This window comes from Flexivirga oryzae (assembly GCF_014190805.1).
In the GTDB taxonomy this organism is placed as follows: domain Bacteria; phylum Actinomycetota; class Actinomycetes; order Actinomycetales; family Dermatophilaceae; genus Flexivirga; species Flexivirga oryzae.
The window spans coordinates 608,572-624,044 of record NZ_JACHVQ010000001.1; the positions used below are offsets into that span (position 1 = coordinate 608,572).

Consider the following 15,473-nt stretch of genomic DNA (forward strand, 5'->3'; position numbering starts at 1 on the left):
CGCCCCCGTTGTCCGCCGACTTGCGTCACATCGCCTCGGTGCATGCGAAGAGCCCCGCACCGGATATCCGATGCGGGGCTCGTCGCGAGCTGGAGTCAGCAGATCGTCAGTGCTGACCGCCGCCCTGTTGACCGTCACCCTCGCCGGACTCGCCCTCCGGCTTCTGCTGCGGCACCCACGGGTTGTTCTGCGCCTGCTGGTCGTCGACCGCGGGCACGGCCGTGGTGGCCTGCTCGTGGATGTCACCCTGATCGCCCGGCTGCGCGCCGGTCGACGGGGGGAGCCCGGTGATCGCCTGCGTCGGCTCGTCGGAGCGGTCGCCGCTGCCGTAGGACGGCGGCTGAACCTGGTCGTCTCCGGTCGAGGGGCTGGGTGACCCGCCCTGGTAACCGGGCTGTTCGTATGCCGGGGTCGACGCCTGGCCGTAGGAAAGCCGGTTCACCTCATCGCTGGACACGGTCTGCGTCGGCGCCTCCGAGTTGTCGGCCGGTGCCGACGGGGAATCGCCGGACGGCGCGGCCTGGGCGTTGATGTCGTCCGTCGACACCGCCTGCGTCGGCGCGTCCGCGAAGTCCTGGGCGGACTGCTGCGGGGCCTGCTCCGGCGTGCCGGACGGTGCGGGCTGCGCGGGCTGCTGCCCGTACGGTGCCGGCTGACCGTAGCCACCCTGCGGCGGCTGCTGACCGTATGGCGAACCGCCCTGGCCCTGGCCGTAACCCTGCTGCTGGCTCTGCGGGTCGTAGCCCTGCTGACCCTGCGACTGCCCCTGCTGCTGGCCGTAACCACCCTGCTGCTGGCCGTAACCCTGCTGCCCGTAGCCCTGCGGGGCCTGCTGGCCGTAGCTCTGCTGCGGCGCCGTCGGCTGTCCGTAGGACGGCGTGTTCGGCGCCTGCTGCTGGCCGTAGCCCTGGCCGGCCTGCTGGCCGTAACCCTGCTGCTGCCCGGCGTACCCCTGCTGCTGGCCGTACCCCTGGTTGTAGCCCTGCTGCTGGTCCTGGGGCTGGCCGTACGCCTGCTGCTGCGCGCCATACCCCTGCTGCTGGCCGTAGCCCTGGCCCTGCTGCCCGTAGCCCTGGTTGTACGCCTGCTGCTGGCCCTGCGCGCCGTATGCCGGCTGCTGGCCGTACCCCTGGCCCTGCTGCTGGCCGTACCCGGCCTGGCCGTAGGAGCCGTCGCCACCGGTCGTCGAGTCGCCGGCCCCGCCCCGCTTCTTGCCGAGCAGGAACAGCACCGCGGCACCGATGATGCCGAGCACCATCAGGATCACGCCGAGGACGATGCCCGTGGTGTGGAAGCCACCACCGATCTTGTCGGCACGCTTCCCGGCATACAACGAACCGGAGTTGTCCTGGCACGTGACCGAGCCCTTGGACGCCGTGCTGCGCGCCACCTCGTAGTACTTCGTGCCGTCGACGGTCACCGAGAAGTCCTTGGTCGGACGTCCCATCGTGGTGCCGTCGACGCTGCAGGTGGTCGCGGTGCGATCGGCCGCGGTCTGGCTGTAGACCGAGAAGCCGCCGTCCATCGACAACGTGCTGCCGTTGCTGAACTGGGTGAGCTTCACGCTCGAGCCGCTGAGCAGCCCGATGATCAGCAACACCAGCCCGATGACCGCGACGACCGCGGGCACGGCAAGTAACTTCTTATTGCCCAAGGAGTTCATATGGCGCAACCTAACGCATTCGGATTTCAGTGTCGTGGACTCCGCGGCCCCCTTCAGTCCGCCACTTGAGCCCTGGTCTGCCGCTTGATCCTAGAGAGCATGGCGACCATTCCCCGCATGCGCAACGGGGAAACGGCCTCGGCGAGTCCGAATTTGAAGGGTATGTCGTCCGGAACGTCCAGCACGACCTGTGCCGGCTGCCCGTCCAGCCCGGTGTGCAGGATGCCCGCGAAACCGCGCGTCGTCGGCGCTTCCTTGGGCGCGTTGAAGAACAGGTGCACGTCCCCGTCGGTCACCTCGACCGCCAGGAACAGCGGTGTCTGGCACTCGTGCACCTGCTCCAACTGCTCGGGATGGTCGGCATACCGCGCGGGCAGGTCGGGCAGTTCCTCGCTCAGCTCGAGCAGTAGCTGCAGGCGATCCTTCGGCCCGACCGAGCCGAAGTCGTCGATCAGCTCGGCCAGCGGCGCGGGGAGGTCGGCACTCACGTGGTCGGGTCTCCCTGTTCGACCGGGACGCGCACCGCGTTGCCCCACTCCGTCCACGAACCGTCGTAGTTGCGCACCTTGCCGAAGCCCAGCAGGTGCGTCAGCACGAACCAGGTGTGCGAGGAGCGCTCGCCGATCCGGCAGTAGACGACGACGTCCTCGTCCGGTGCCAGCTGCTGCTCCGACTGGTAGAGCCCCTCCAGGTCCGCACGGCTCTTGAACCGGCCGTCCTCACGCGCAGCCTTCGCCCACGGCACCGACCGGGCGCCGGGGATGTGGCCGCCGCGCAGCGAACCCTCCTGCGGGTAGTCGGGCATGTGCAGCAGTTCGCCGCTGAACTCGCCGGGGGAGCGCACGTCGACCATCGCCTTGCCCAGGTGCGCCAGTACGTCGTCCTTGAACGCGCGGATCGGGGCGTCGTCGCGCTGGACGACCGGGTAGTCGGCCTCCTTCGCGGTCGGCACCTCGCGGGTCATCTCGCGGTCCTCGGCCATCCACGCGGACCGGCCGCCGTCGAGCAGCCGGACGTCCTCGTGCCCGAAGAGCGTCATCACCCACAGCGCGTAGGCGGCCCACCAGTTGGACTTGTCGCCGTAGATCACCACGGTGGTGTCGCGGCCGATACCCCGCTCGGACATGACCTTGGCGAACGCCTCTCCGTCGACGAAGTCACGGGTGACCGGGTCGTTCAGGTCGGTGTGCCAATCGAGCTTGAAGCTGCCGGGGATGTGGCCCGTGTCGTAGAGCAGGACGTCCTCGTCGGACTCCAGGACCACCAGGCCGGGGTGGTCACCGGCGAGCTGTTCGGCGAGCCAGCCGGTGGTCACCAGGCGCTCGGGGTGTGCGTAGTCTGCGAGCTCCGCGCTCGAATCCTTGGGGTAAGCCATAACGCAACGTTACGCCCTGGGAGTGGCGGGTCCGCACCCGTGTATGACGACCCGCGCGTGCCGCGCGCCGGCTTCGCCCGAGGGACCGGCTACTGTCGTCACTTCCTCGGCTCCGACGGGCTGGCAGGATGGGGGAATGGTGGGCAGGAAGAAGAGCAGCAAGAAGAAGGGCAAGCAGCCCGTTCCCCTCGACAAGGGGCCGCTCGGGGGAACCGCGCTCAGCCTGTCGCAGCGGCTGATCTCGATCGGCATCGACGGCAAGGCGGGTTTCGACAGCGCCGAACACGTGGCCCGGGCCGCGCTCGAGGACCACCCCGCCGACCGCGAGCGGGCGATCGACAAGGTCGTCTCCCAGCACCGGCGGCTCGCGGCGAGCGCCGGGTTCGTCACCAGCCTCGGCGGATTCGTCACCATGGCGGTCGCGCTGCCGGTCAACCTCACCGGCTTCTACCTGATCAACACCCGGATGGTCGCCGCGATCGCGCACCTGCGCGGCTACGACCTCACCGATCCCGGCACGCGCACCGCCATACTCCTCACCCTGGTGGGCGGCGACGCCGACGACGTGCTCCGCAAGGCCGGCGTCGTGAGCACGGGGCGGCTGGCCAACCTCGCCAGCAGCCAGTTGCCGCCGCCCGCGGTCATGGTGGTCAACAAGGCGGTCGGGTTCCGGCTGATCGGCCAGCTCGGCGACAAACTGTTCACCAAGCTCGGCAAGGGCATCCCGGTGGCCGGCGGCGTCATGGGTGCCGGGCTGGACGCGTTCCTGCTGTCGCGCATCGCCAAGGGTGCCCGGAAGGAATTCCCGCCCACCGAGCGACTGCTGCGCGCCGGGGGACGTTGACATGCCGCGCCTGCCGAGCGTGCGGTGGGCCGCGATGCGGCGCATCTCCGATGCGCTGCAGGAAGCGATCGAGCCGGGTGGGCCGACGATCACCACCCGGGTCGCGTGCCTGCCGCGGATGACCAAGGCGGTCGCGCGCGGCGAATACACCGGCGTCAGCGCGGGGCACCTTGCGTTGCTGGCGGCGGCCGCCGCGTATGTCGTCTCGCCGATCGACCTTTTGCCCGAGGCCCTGGTCGGGGTGGTGGGGCTGGCCGACGACGCCGTGGTGCTGGCCTGGCTGGCGAGCACGCTCACCCGCGACACCGACCGTTTCCTGGAATGGGAGCAGCGGCGCGGCGACACGATCAAGGGCGAGCGGCTGTCCTGACCGCGGCCGTCCACATCCCCCTGCCGGGGTGAGTCGCCCTCCCCAGGCGGTATGACGGGCGCTGTCCGGCCACCCGGCCGCCGTCGCACGCTGCGGTGCATGACCTCCAGCGTGCACGGCATCGGCGAGATCGTCGCCTACCTGCCCTACAACCTCGGCTTCGTCCCCCGGCACTGTCTTGTCGTGATCGGCATCCGCGCCGGGCACATCTGCCTCACCGCCCGGTGCGACCGGCCCACCAGCGCCGAGGTCCCCGACGTGGTCGCGCACGTCGTGACCACGTTCGCGCGCAGCGACCCGGACGAGGTCCTGGTGGTCTGTTACGACGGGCTCGGTGCCGCGGACCGGCTCTTCGTGCTGGAGCTGGGCGACTCGCTGCGCGCGATCTCGGCAGACATCTCGCACGTCCTGCTCGTCCAGAACGGGGTGGCGCGGTGGCGTGCCGAGCAGTGTTCCTGTGACATCTGTCCGCGGGAGTGGGCGCCGGTGCCGCCCGCGATCGACGTCGCGCCGGTGGCCGAGCGGGTCGCGCGTGGTGTGGTCCCGGCCGAGCACCGCGCCGACCTGGTTCGACGGCTCGAGGTCCGGCACCCGCTCGTCGCCCGCGCCGTCGAGGCACGGATCACCGCCGGGGAGCCGTTGCCGATCGACACCGCGCAGGCGCTGCCCCGGGTCATGCTCGACGGCCTGACCCCGGTCCACGCGGTGCCGGTCGACACGCTCGCGGCCGCGACCGTCGCCGTCGGCTCGATCACGATCCGCGACCAGGTGCTGTCCTGGCTGATGCCCGACTTCCTGCCCGGGGAGCTGATCGACGTGGACGCGCCGATCGATCCGCACCACCTGGGCCTGCCACCCATGTGGTTGCGGGAGGTCGACTCGTTCGACGATCCGGTGGCGACCCTCGGTCAACGACTGGAGGACTGGGTGGCATGCATCCCACCGCCCCGCAGTGTGCCGGTGCTGATGCTGCTCGCCGGCATCCGCTGGACCAGCGGCAACGGCGCGCTGGCCTCGATCGCGGTCGCACGGGCGCTCGAGATCGACCGGCACTGCCGTCTCGCGCTGCTTTTCGCGCAGGCGCTGAACGCCGGGCTGCGTCCGGGCGACGGTGAACAGCGACCGGCCTGACACCACCGGGGCGCGGACCGGCGAACGCTGCCCGCCCCGTGAGACGCACCCGGCGACCACTTCGACGTGGTCCCGCGATTTTGCTACCGTCATACCCGTCATGAGTCCCAGCGTCCGCTGATTTCGGCGGACACAGCCCCGGCTGGCTGGGCGGCAACCCTCCACCGCGGTGGGGTGCCCCGGGTGAGGACAAGGTCGACCGCACCATGCGGTTCGGCAAGCGCGGGGCCACCTGGCCCCTTGGGGCTCGAGGAGTGGCAGGTGACCGTCATACACCCGGCGACGCGATGGTGTGCACCGCCGCACGACGCGAATCCCGACGCGCGCGCGATCCGGTTGACCGACGTCGTCCTGGAGAGCGGCAAGGTCCTGCCCGAGGTCGTCGTCACGTTCCAGACCTGGGGACGTCTCGCACCCGGAGCCGACAACGCGGTCCTCGTCGAGCACGCGCTCACCGGCGACTCCCACGTCGAGGGCGAGGCGGGTCCCGGCCAGCCGACGCCCGGCTGGTGGCCCGGGCTGATCGGTCCCGGCCGGCCGCTGGACACCGACGAGTTGTTCGTCGTCGCGATGAACGTGCTCGGCGGCTGCCGCGGCACCACCGGACCCGGTTCGATCGCCCCCGACGGGAAGCCGTGGGGTTCGCGTTTCCCGCGAACCACGATCCGTGACCAGGTGACGGTCGAGGCGGCCGTCGCGAACGAGCTGGGCATCGACGCCTGGTTCCTGGTGCTCGGCGGGTCCATGGGCGGTATGCGCGCCGTCGAATGGGCCGCCGGCCACCCGGACCGGACCCGGTCGGCGCTCATCCTGGCCAGCGCCGCCCACGCGACCGCCGACCAGATCGCCTGGGGCCAGGCACAGAACCTCGCCATCACGTCCGACCCGGACTTCGTCGGCGGCGACTACTACGGCACCGGCCGGTTCCCGGCCGCCGGCCTGGGGATCGCCCGCCGCATCGCGCACACGACCTACCGCAGCGCCGACGAGCTCAACGACCGCTTCGGCACGCGTGCCCAGGTCGGCGAGGACCCGTTGTGTGACGGCCGGTTCGCGGTCGAGAGCTATCTGGACCACCAGGCGGGGAAACTCGTCGGGCGCTTCGACGCGGGTGCCTACGTGCAGCTCACCGCCGCCATGGCCACCCATGACGTGACCCGTGGGCGGGGGAGCCTGGTGGAGGTTCTCGGCTCCTACCAGGGGCTGCTGCGGGTCGCGGCCGTCGACACCGACCGGCTCTTCCCGGCGGCGCTGTCCGAGGAGATGGTTGCGGCATACGGACGAGGGCACGTCCGGATGATGCGCTCGGGTCACGGACACGACGGTTTCCTCATCGAGACCGAGCAGGTGGGTGCCATCGTGACCGAGACGGTGGCGGACGCCCGTGGACACCGATGGCCGGTGCGCGCAGCCGGCTGACGTGACCCAGGTCACCGAACGGCGTGCCCCTGCGTGGCGGCCGTCCGGTAGCGTCGGCGTTACCCCTCGGATCGGGGGTGTGCCGGAAGAGGTGATCGCACAGTGGCTGTCGTCGTGGGATACGTGCCGACCAAGGAGGGCGCGGCGGCGCTGCGGCGCGCGGCATCCGAAGCAGTGGTGCGCGGGACCCCGCTGGTCGTCCTGGACTCGGCCCGTTCCGACGGGGAGGACCAGGCCCCGGACGCACACGCACAACTGGAGGCGCTCGCCGAGCAGGACGTCAGTTACGAGGTCCGCACGGTCGCGCCCGGGCAGGACGCGACCGACGAACTGCTGCGGATCGCCGAGGACGAGTCCGCGGATCTGCTGGTGATCGGGCTGCGGCGCCGGTCACCGGTCGGCAAGCTGATCCTGGGGGCGAACGCGCAGCGGATCCTGCTCGACGCGGCGTGTCCGGTGCTTGCGGTCAAGCCTTCTGAATAGGCCTCAGCGAGGCGGATCTGCCTGCGGCCCAGCAGTTTTCGGGTGCGTGCACACGCCACGCCGAGGGGCGGCGACGGGGCGATGGAATGTTCTGTGCCCAGACTCGTTTTATAATGGTGAGGAAGTGCTCGCGGCCGGGTCGGACCAGCCCGGTTTCGCGATCGCGTCGCAACCCCAACCTCGGTCGGCCGTCCTCCTCGGACGGCAGCGTAGTGATGTCCGTATACCTGCGGGCCGAAAGTCTTGGAAGGTAGTTGGTGGACCCAGTGTCGAAAACCCCCGGAGCCCCGGCCCTGCCGGCGGAATTCGCGCATCCCGCGCTGCAACAGTTGATGGCCGCCGGCCTTGCGAACGGCTCGATCGACAGCACGCAGCTGAAGGATGCACTGGAGGTCAGTGAGATCGCTCCGCAGCGGATGAAGACCGTGCTGCGGGCGCTGGACGAGCAGGGCATCGCGGTGACTCTGGACACCGAGCACGCGGCGCGCGCGGTCGCGACCACGACGACACGACGCGGCACCAGCCAGAAGGCGGCAGCCAAGAGCACCGCGAAGAAGCCGGCGGACGACACGAGCGACGAGAAGCCGGCTGCCAAGAAGGCCGCGGCCAAGAAGGCTCCCGGCGCCTCCGCCGAGGACGAGGCCGCTGCCGAGAAACCGGCCGCCAAGAAGGCGGCGGCGAAGAAGACCACCGCCAAGAAGACCGCCGCCGGCCGCAAGAAGGCCGATGACGACGAGGCCGACGCCAAGAGCGACGAGGAGAACGAGTCCGACGCTTTCGTCATCCGTCAGGACGACGAGGACGACGCACCCGCACAGCAGGTCGTGACCGCCGGTGCGACCGCCGACCCGGTCAAGGACTACCTCAAGCAGATCGGCAAGGTCGCCCTGCTCAACGCCGAGCAGGAGGTCGAGCTCGCCAAGCGCATCGAGGCCGGTCTGTTCGCCGAGGAGAAGCTCAACTCGGGCGAGAAGATCGAGATGAAGCTCAAGCGCGAGCTGTGGTGGATCGCGCAGGACGGCAAGAAGGCCAAGAACCACCTGCTCGAGGCCAACCTGCGACTGGTCGTCTCGCTCGCCAAGCGCTACACGGGCCGCGGCATGCTCTTCCTGGACCTGATCCAGGAGGGCAACCTCGGTCTGATCCGTGCGGTCGAGAAGTTCGACTACACCAAGGGCTACAAGTTCTCCACCTACGCGACGTGGTGGATCCGGCAGGCGATCACCCGCGCGATGGCCGACCAGGCGCGCACCATCCGTATCCCGGTGCACATGGTCGAGGTCATCAACAAGCTGGCCCGTGTCCAGCGGCAGATGCTGCAGGACCTCGGTCGCGAACCCACTCCGGAGGAGCTCGCCAAGGAGCTCGACATGACCCCGGAGAAGGTCGTCGAGGTGCAGAAGTACGGCCGCGAGCCGATCTCGCTGCACACCCCGCTCGGCGAGGACGGCGACAGCGAGTTCGGTGACCTCATCGAGGACTCCGAGGCCGTCGTGCCGGCCGACGCGGTCAGCTTCACCCTGCTGCAGGAGCAACTGCACTCGGTGCTCGACACCCTGTCCGAGCGCGAGGCCGGCGTCGTGTCGATGCGCTTCGGGCTCACCGACGGTCAGCCGAAGACGCTGGACGAGATCGGCAAGGTCTACGGCGTCACCCGCGAGCGGATCCGCCAGATCGAGTCCAAGACCATGAGCAAGCTGCGCCACCCGTCGCGCTCGCAGGTTCTGCGCGACTACCTGGACTGACGCTGCTTCGTCATACCGAACGGCCCCGGCGACACCGCGTCGCCGGGGCTGTCGCGTGTCCAGGGGGCTGTCTCGTGTCCGGGGTTCATCCTCCTGGTTTCGTGTCTCCGCGTGTGTCGGGTGCTCCGCCGGTCATAGGTCTCCCCGGTGGGGACTGCGGTACGCCGGGCAGCGTCATACCCGCTCATAGGTCTCCCCGGTGGGGAGTCCGGTACGCGGGCGGCGTCATACCCGCTCATGGGTCTCCCCGGTGGGGACTGCGGTACGCGGGCGGCGTCATACCCGCTCATGGGTCTCCCCGGTGGGGAGTCCGGTACGCCATCCACAGCCGCCGCGGTCGACCCAGCCCTGTGGATAAGTTCTGCGGAGATCAGCCGGGAAGCACCACTCTGGGCGGTATGACGGAATTCGACCCCCAAGCACCGTTCCGGAGCGGCTCCGGGCGCGACAACGGCCTGAGCCGTCGAGCCCTGACCGGCAAGAGCTTTCGCCGTCTCCACCGAGACTGCTACGTATCGTCGGAGCGGCCGCTCGATCTCCGGACCCGGGTGCAGGCCGCACTCGAGATGGTTCCGGGCGCCTATGGCCTCAGCCACAACTCCGCAGTCAGCTGGCTGGGCGGCGTTGCCCCGGACACCCCTGACGTTCACCTCGCCGTACCGCACGGATTGCGGTCGGAGCTACCCGGGATCCGCACGCACCGCTACCGCAAGCCGCCGATGATGTGGATTCAGCGGGGTGTCAGATGCACGGCTCCCCACCAGACGTTCGTCGACCTTGCACCGACGACGAACCTGGTCGAGTTGGTCGTCGTCGGCGACTCGTTGGTGCGCCGCACCTCCGTGACGCCGGCCGAGCTCGTGCGGTTCGCCCGCGAGTCACATGCGAACGGTGTCGCGGTGGCGCGTCGAGCGAGTGCATTCGTGCGGTCACGAGTCGACTCGGCGCAGGAGACCCGCTCCCGGATGCTGATCGTGTTGGCCGGCCTGCCCGAACCGACCGTCGATCTGCGGTTCTACACCGACGACGGAACATTGTTGAGGCGCATCGACATGGGCTACCGAGACATCAAGTTGGCTGTCGAGTATGACGGGCGCCAGCACGTCGAGCGCAAGGCGCAATGGGCGGGCGATATTCGACGCCGCGAGTACTTCGACCATCTCGAGTGGAAGTTCATCACGCTGATCTCGCCGGACATCTGGACGACGCCGGGCCAGACCGTCGGTCGGGTCCGGGACGGACTCGCCCAACGTGGTGTCAGCGTGCCGGTCATCAGCGACGAGTGGCGGCTCCATTTCCCGGAGCGCATCCGATTCGAGACTGCCTGAGCTCGACGCATCGACGTGTCGCATCTGTCGTTCGGCGTGCCGGGGTCCCCACTGGGGTGACGTATGACCGGTTTTCCGGGCTACGGCCGCGCGTTGGTCCCCACTGGGGTGACGTATGACCGGGGATCCGGGGTGCGGCGCGCGTTGGTCCCCACTGGGGTGACGTATGACCGGGGATCCGGCTGGCGGCGTGCCGGAGTCCCCACTGGGGCGACGTATGACCGGTTTTCCGGCTGGCGGCGTGCCGGAGTCCCCACTGGGGTGACGTATGACCGGGGATCCGGGGTACGGCCGCGCGTTGGTCCCCACTGGGGCGACGGATGACCGGGGATCCGGCTGGCGGCGTGCCGGAGTCCCCACTGGGGCGACGTATGACCGGTTTTCCGGGGTACGGCCGCGCGTAGGTCCCCACTGGGGTGACCTATGAGCGCCCCCCGCGCTCCGCGCGCGCCCCCCGCCCGCGCGGTCAGTCGTCGCGGGACTGCCGGAAGATCACCCGGAACGGCCAGTCGGCGATCCGCCGCATGGCCCGCCCGAACGCCGCACGGCCGGTGCCGGGCAGCACCGTCGACGCGAACCGCTGCGTCCACGACTGCTGGCGGCGGATGCCGCGCAGGATCTCCCGCGCCTGCGGGTCGATGGTGGCCGGCGCGGTGCCGGGCGCGGCATACCGCTCGTGCTCCAGCGACTGCATCGCCGTGTGCAGCGCGGTCACGCCCTCGGTCGGCAGCGCCGCCCGGGACCGGTAGTAGCGCTCGGTCGCACGCGGTGACGACTCGGACTCCGGCGGGGGGATGCCGAGGTCGTGCAGCCGGGTCTGCAGCACCTGCCACTGCGCCTCCACCGGTCGGTGCTCGCGCAGCCGGGCGCTGATCGACGCGCGCTGCCGCCGGGCGACCAGCGGGAGCACCAGCGCGCCGAGCAGACCGAGCACGATGACCCCGAGCAGGACGAGCAGGTTGCGCAGCAGGTGCGGGTCGCTCGTGCCACTGTTCGCCTTCGGTGCTGCGGCCACGGTCGGCGCCGCCGACGACGCCGAGGAGGGTGCCTGCGAGGCGCTGGTCGTGCTGGTGCTCTGACCGGGCACCCGGCCGCCGCCCGTTGCCACCGAGGTGTCGGTGTATGACGGCGCAGCGCCGGACCGTTCGGCGGGTGTCGGCTCGAACCGGGTCCACCCGAGCCCCTGCAGGTAGAGCTCCGGCCAGGCGTGCGCGTTGGACTGGGTGACGGTGTAGACGCCGTTCGGTGCGGGCGTGCCGGGCAGGAAGCCCAGCGCCATCCGCGCGGGGATGCCGTCCGCGCGCGCCAGCATGATCATCGCCGTGGCGAACTGCGTGCAGTAACCCTTTTTGGTGACCAGGAAGTTGGACAGCGGGTCCAGCTTCTTGCCGTCGACGGTCCGGCGCGGGGCCAGCGTCAGGGAGTAGGTGAACTGGTCCGAGCGCAGGTAGTTCTGGATCCGCACCGCCTCGTCGAACGTGTCGTTGCCGCCGAGGCTCTTGGCCAGGGCCCGCACCCGCACCGCCGACTTCGGGTCCAGTTGCAGCTGGTTGGCGAACTCCTTGGGGTCGGTGGCGCGACTCGACTCGTAGGCGTCGCGCTGCGGGATGAAGTAGTCGACCGCGTACGACTTGACGGTCTTGGACACGTACGGCTGCTGGGTGTCGCGCGAGTAACCCCACTGCACATCGCCGAAGCTGCCCTGCGAGATCGGGAACGGCGCCGGCACGTCCGGTGCGTCCATGGTGTTGTTGGAGACCTGCAGCCGCTCGACCGAGTCGTCGTCGGTCTTCACCGCGCCGAACGGGAGGGGGAGCGACCGGCCGTTCTGGGCCTCGATCAGGTTGTTGGAGCTCGGGAAGTCCGACCACTCGCCGTCGGAGTAGCTGCCGCCGGCGGTGACCCGCAACGGTGGCGGCGACAGGTCGCTGGTGCGGAAGTTCAGCACCGGTGCGCCGTTGGTGCTGCGCAGGTCCCGGGCGAGGCTGACGGTGGTGCTGAAGGCGACGACGCCGACGCCGTTCCCGCTGCCGCCGCGGCCGAGGCCCTGCGCGAAGTAGTGCGGGCCGGCGCGCGGGATGAGCACCGGGATGATCAGCGCGAGCAGGATGGTCACGATGCCGAGGGTGCGGGCGGCCGAGGCCAGCCCGCCCAGCCCCAGCTGGTCGTCGTGCACGGTGGGGGTGAGCGCGCGCGCCCGCACCGACGACCAGGCGCGCACCAGGACGCCGCCGCCGTGCGCGACCATGGTCAGCCAGGCGGTGGCGAGCAGGATGAAGAAGACCGGGTTGAGCGCGTCGCCCGTGTTGGACGTCGACAGCATGTAGATGACCATCATCGGCACGCCGGCGAGCGCGGGCTGCCGGCAGGTGACCGCGAGGAAGTCGACCCCGATGGCGAGCCCCGGGACGATCACCTCGAGCATCATCAGCAGGCCCGGCGTGACCGGCGCCGGCGCCGCGGAGTGCTGCACCGTCGAGTTCGCGTCCTGCACCAGGTCGTGGATCGCGCTGAAGAACGTGGAGTCCAGGTGGTCGTGGACGTTGAGGAGTATGACGACCACGAGCAACGCGACGACCTGGACCAGCAGGATCGCACCCGGCGTCGCACGGGTCAGCCGCATCGAGGCGCCGACCGCACCGACGAACGCGCACAACAGGACCAGGCCCCAGAGCCAGGCGCCGCCCTGCAGCAGGGTCGTGAGCGGCCACATCGCGACCACCGAGCCCAGCAGCGCCAGACCGGCCTCGCCCAGTCGTGCCCGGGTGATCACAGCGAACCCACCTGCACCAGGGCCTTGTTCGTGACCGTCGACCAGGCGTCGAGGATGGGCAGTTTCGCGTCGACGATGACCACCCGCCAGCCGGCGGTGGCCAGCCGTTCCCGGACCCGCTGCGCGGCCTCGCTCGGTTCGGAGCGCTCGGCGCCGCGTCGGCCGTGCGCGAAACTCGACGGGTCCAGGACGAAGCCGAGCGCCGCCGCACCCGGCTGCCGCAGCCCGGCCAGCTCGGTGGCGGTGTCGTCGTCACCGGCGGCGATGACGGCGACCGCGAGCCCGCCGGCCGAGACGTGTTCGAGCGCGGTGGACTGCACCTGCTCGAAGTCCTCGTCGGTGCCCAGTTGCACCGAGGCCAGGTCCTCGATCAGCTCCGGGACCGGACGCTCGATCATCAGCGCGGCGTTGGGGGACTGGACCGCCTCCTGGGTGACCAGCTGCGTCCGGTAGCCCAGCTCCTCGAGCCGGACGAGCACGGAGGCGACGGCGCTCACCGCCCACTCGAAGGAGCTGGCGGCGCCGGTGCCGGCGTGTGCGGACTCGCGCGAGTCCAGCAGCACGAGCGCCGAGCGGCGGGCCGGCCGGTCCTCCTGGCGCACCATGAGCTCGCCGCGGTGCGCGGTCGCCGGCCAGTGGACCTTCCGCAGGTCGTCGCCATCGTGGTAGTTGCGGATCGACACGTCCTCCTCGCCGTGCAGCGCGATCATCTGCGGCGTCTCGCCGTCGTTGCCGACACCGGAGCCGGGCGGGTGACCGGCGCCCAGGGGCACGACGCGCGGCAGGACGAGCAGCTCGTCGGTGCTGGTGAGCGACCGGGTCACGTGGGTGAGCCCGAACGGGTCACGCTGGGTGAGGGTCACCGGGCCGAGCCGGTAGCGACCGCGCAGGTGGCTGCGCACGACATACCGCACCTGCCGGGTGGCGCCGGGCTCGAGTTTGGCGACGACGAAGCGCGGCCGGTCGCCGAGCACGTAGTCGATGCGTTCCTCGGCGAGGTAGAGCCGGCTGGAGCGGTGGTCGACGTTGGTGAACGTCACCTCGACCTCCGCCCGCTCGTCGGGTATGGCGGTCGGCGGGTTGACGGTGCGGCGCACCTCCAGCCGCGGCGCGGGCCGGCGGGCGAACAGCAGCGCACCGACCGCGAGCAGCACCAGCAGCACCCCGACGCGCACGATGTCCTCGAAGCCGAGCACCAGGCCGGCGACGGTCAGCACGATGCCGGCGCTGATGAACCCGCGGCCCAGGCCGGTGAAGGTGTGGGGTCGTCCGGCGGCCATCAGCGTGCGGCCGAGGGCACCGCCACGTGACGGACGATCTCGGTGAGGACACCGCCGACGCCGCGGTGCAGGTGCTGGTTGTCGCTGGACAGGATCACGCGGTGGGCCAGCACCGGCTCGATGAGCCGCTGCACGTCCTCGGGTATGACGTGGTCGCGCCCGTCCAGTGCGGCGCCGGCGCGCGCCGCGCGCAACAGGTGCAGCGACGCACGCGGCGACGCGCCCAGCCGCAGCGCCTTGCTGCCGCGGGTGGCGCCGACGATGTCGACGATGTACTGCCGCAGCGCCGGGCTGGCGTGCACGGCCGAGACCCGGCGCGCCATCCGGGCGACGGTGTCACCATCGGTGACCGGCTGCAGCCGCTCCAGCGGCGACGCCCCGCCGTGCACGTCGAGCATCTCCAGCTCCGCGGTGGGTGTCGGGTAGCCCATCGAGATCCGCGTCATGAAGCGGTCCCGCTGCGCCTCGGGCAGCGGGTAGGTGCCTTCCATCTCGATGGGGTTCTGGGTGGCCATGACGAGGAACGGTGCCTTCAGCTGGTAGGTCTGGCCGTCGACGGTGACCTGCCCCTCCTCCATGCACTCCAGCAGCGCCGACTGCGTCTTGGGCGAGGCGCGGTTGATCTCGTCGCCGACGACGATGTTGGCGAAGATCGCACCGCGCCGGAACTCGAAGGTGCGGCTGTCCTGGTTGAAGACGCTGACCCCGGTCACATCGCTGGGCAGCAGGTCCGGGGTGAACTGGATGCGGCGCATCGGGCAGTCGATCGATCGTGCGAGGGCCTTGGCGAGCATCGTCTTGCCGACCCCGGGAACGTCCTCGAGCAACAGGTGGCCGCCCGCGAACAACACGACGACCGCGGTGCGGATGACCTCCGACTTGCCCTCGATGACCGAGGCAACGGCTTGGTGGATGGCGGTCGCCACCTGCTGGACGTCCTCGATGGTGGTCGGATCGTCGGCAGGTGAAGTGACGGGCGCCGGGGTGACGGGGCCCGTCTCGGTCGTGAAGGACATATCTCGATCCTGCCTGATGGTTGCGGATCGGTCACCTCATTCAGCG

At 70.4% G+C, this 15,473-nt stretch carries 13 protein-coding genes and 1 riboswitch; of the genes, 7 read left to right on the forward strand and 6 right to left on the reverse strand.

The window, feature by feature from the left end; translation table 11 throughout:
- Positions 1–106: 106 nt before the first annotated feature.
- From FHU39_RS02820 to FHU39_RS02830, 3 genes are all read right to left on the reverse strand, one after another.
- Positions 107–1,630, reverse strand: a complete 1,524-nt coding sequence (locus FHU39_RS02820; RefSeq protein WP_183318791.1) for a hypothetical protein — start codon at positions 1,628–1,630, stop codon at positions 107–109.
- Between the two features lie 86 nt (positions 1,631–1,716).
- Positions 1,717–2,151 (reverse strand): SufE family protein, encoded by a 435-nt coding sequence (locus tag FHU39_RS02825; protein WP_183318793.1) that lies wholly within the window; start codon positions 2,149–2,151, stop codon positions 1,717–1,719.
- The gene (locus tag FHU39_RS02830) at positions 2,148–3,038 is read right to left on the reverse strand and encodes a sulfurtransferase (protein ID WP_183318795.1); all 891 of its coding nucleotides are present in this window, start codon (positions 3,036–3,038) and stop codon (positions 2,148–2,150) included. Before FHU39_RS02830 ends, FHU39_RS02825 begins: the two co-directional genes overlap by 4 nt.
- 136 nt (positions 3,039–3,174) lie before the next feature.
- Here FHU39_RS02830 and FHU39_RS02835 point away from each other — a divergent pair, with 136 nt between their 5' ends.
- The 7 genes from FHU39_RS02835 (at position 3,175) to FHU39_RS02865 (ending at position 10,358) form a co-directional block, all read left to right on the forward strand.
- Positions 3,175–3,882 (forward strand): EcsC family protein, encoded by a 708-nt coding sequence (locus FHU39_RS02835; protein WP_183318797.1) that lies wholly within the window; start codon positions 3,175–3,177, stop codon positions 3,880–3,882.
- A 1-nt stretch (position 3,883) separates the two neighbouring features.
- Positions 3,884–4,252, forward strand: coding sequence for a YkvA family protein (locus FHU39_RS02840; RefSeq protein WP_221185100.1), 369 nt, complete (start codon positions 3,884–3,886; stop codon positions 4,250–4,252).
- A gap of 99 nt (positions 4,253–4,351) precedes the next feature.
- A complete protein-coding gene (locus tag FHU39_RS02845; protein ID WP_183318801.1) occupies positions 4,352–5,383 on the forward strand; it encodes a DUF4192 domain-containing protein in 1,032 nt (343 codons plus the stop codon).
- A 96-nt stretch (positions 5,384–5,479) separates the two neighbouring features.
- Positions 5,480–5,612: riboswitch (SAM riboswitch) on the forward strand.
- Between the two features lie 32 nt (positions 5,613–5,644).
- Entirely contained in the window at positions 5,645–6,802 is a 1,158-nt protein-coding gene (gene metX, locus FHU39_RS02850; RefSeq protein WP_343065710.1) for a homoserine O-acetyltransferase MetX, read from the forward strand.
- A 102-nt stretch (positions 6,803–6,904) separates the two neighbouring features.
- Positions 6,905–7,285, forward strand: coding sequence for a universal stress protein (locus FHU39_RS02855; protein WP_183318803.1), 381 nt, complete (start codon positions 6,905–6,907; stop codon positions 7,283–7,285).
- Positions 7,286–7,617: 332 nt separating this feature from the next.
- On the forward strand, positions 7,618–9,030 hold the full coding sequence (locus FHU39_RS02860; RefSeq protein WP_246336307.1) for an RNA polymerase sigma factor: 1,413 nt from the start codon (positions 7,618–7,620) through the stop codon (positions 9,028–9,030).
- Positions 9,031–9,428: 398 nt separating this feature from the next.
- Positions 9,429–10,358 carry a hypothetical protein gene (locus FHU39_RS02865; RefSeq protein WP_183318807.1) on the forward strand — a complete coding sequence of 310 codons (930 nt, stop codon included), beginning with the start codon at positions 9,429–9,431 and terminating at the stop codon, positions 10,356–10,358.
- Between the two features lie 466 nt (positions 10,359–10,824).
- Here FHU39_RS02865 and FHU39_RS02870 read toward each other — a convergent pair whose 3' ends face one another.
- Genes FHU39_RS02870 through FHU39_RS02880 form a run of 3 tightly spaced genes read right to left on the reverse strand, consistent with a single transcriptional unit; the run spans position 10,825 to position 15,427 of the window.
- Positions 10,825–13,131, reverse strand: coding sequence for a transglutaminaseTgpA domain-containing protein (locus FHU39_RS02870; protein ID WP_183318810.1), 2,307 nt, complete (start codon positions 13,129–13,131; stop codon positions 10,825–10,827).
- Positions 13,128–14,411, reverse strand: coding sequence for a DUF58 domain-containing protein (locus tag FHU39_RS02875; protein ID WP_183318812.1), 1,284 nt, complete (start codon positions 14,409–14,411; stop codon positions 13,128–13,130). The genes FHU39_RS02870 and FHU39_RS02875 overlap by 4 nt, the downstream gene beginning before the upstream one ends.
- Positions 14,411–15,427 (reverse strand): AAA family ATPase, encoded by a 1,017-nt coding sequence (locus FHU39_RS02880; protein ID WP_183318814.1) that lies wholly within the window; start codon positions 15,425–15,427, stop codon positions 14,411–14,413. Before FHU39_RS02880 ends, FHU39_RS02875 begins: the two co-directional genes overlap by 1 nt.
- Positions 15,428–15,473: the final 46 nt, after the last annotated feature.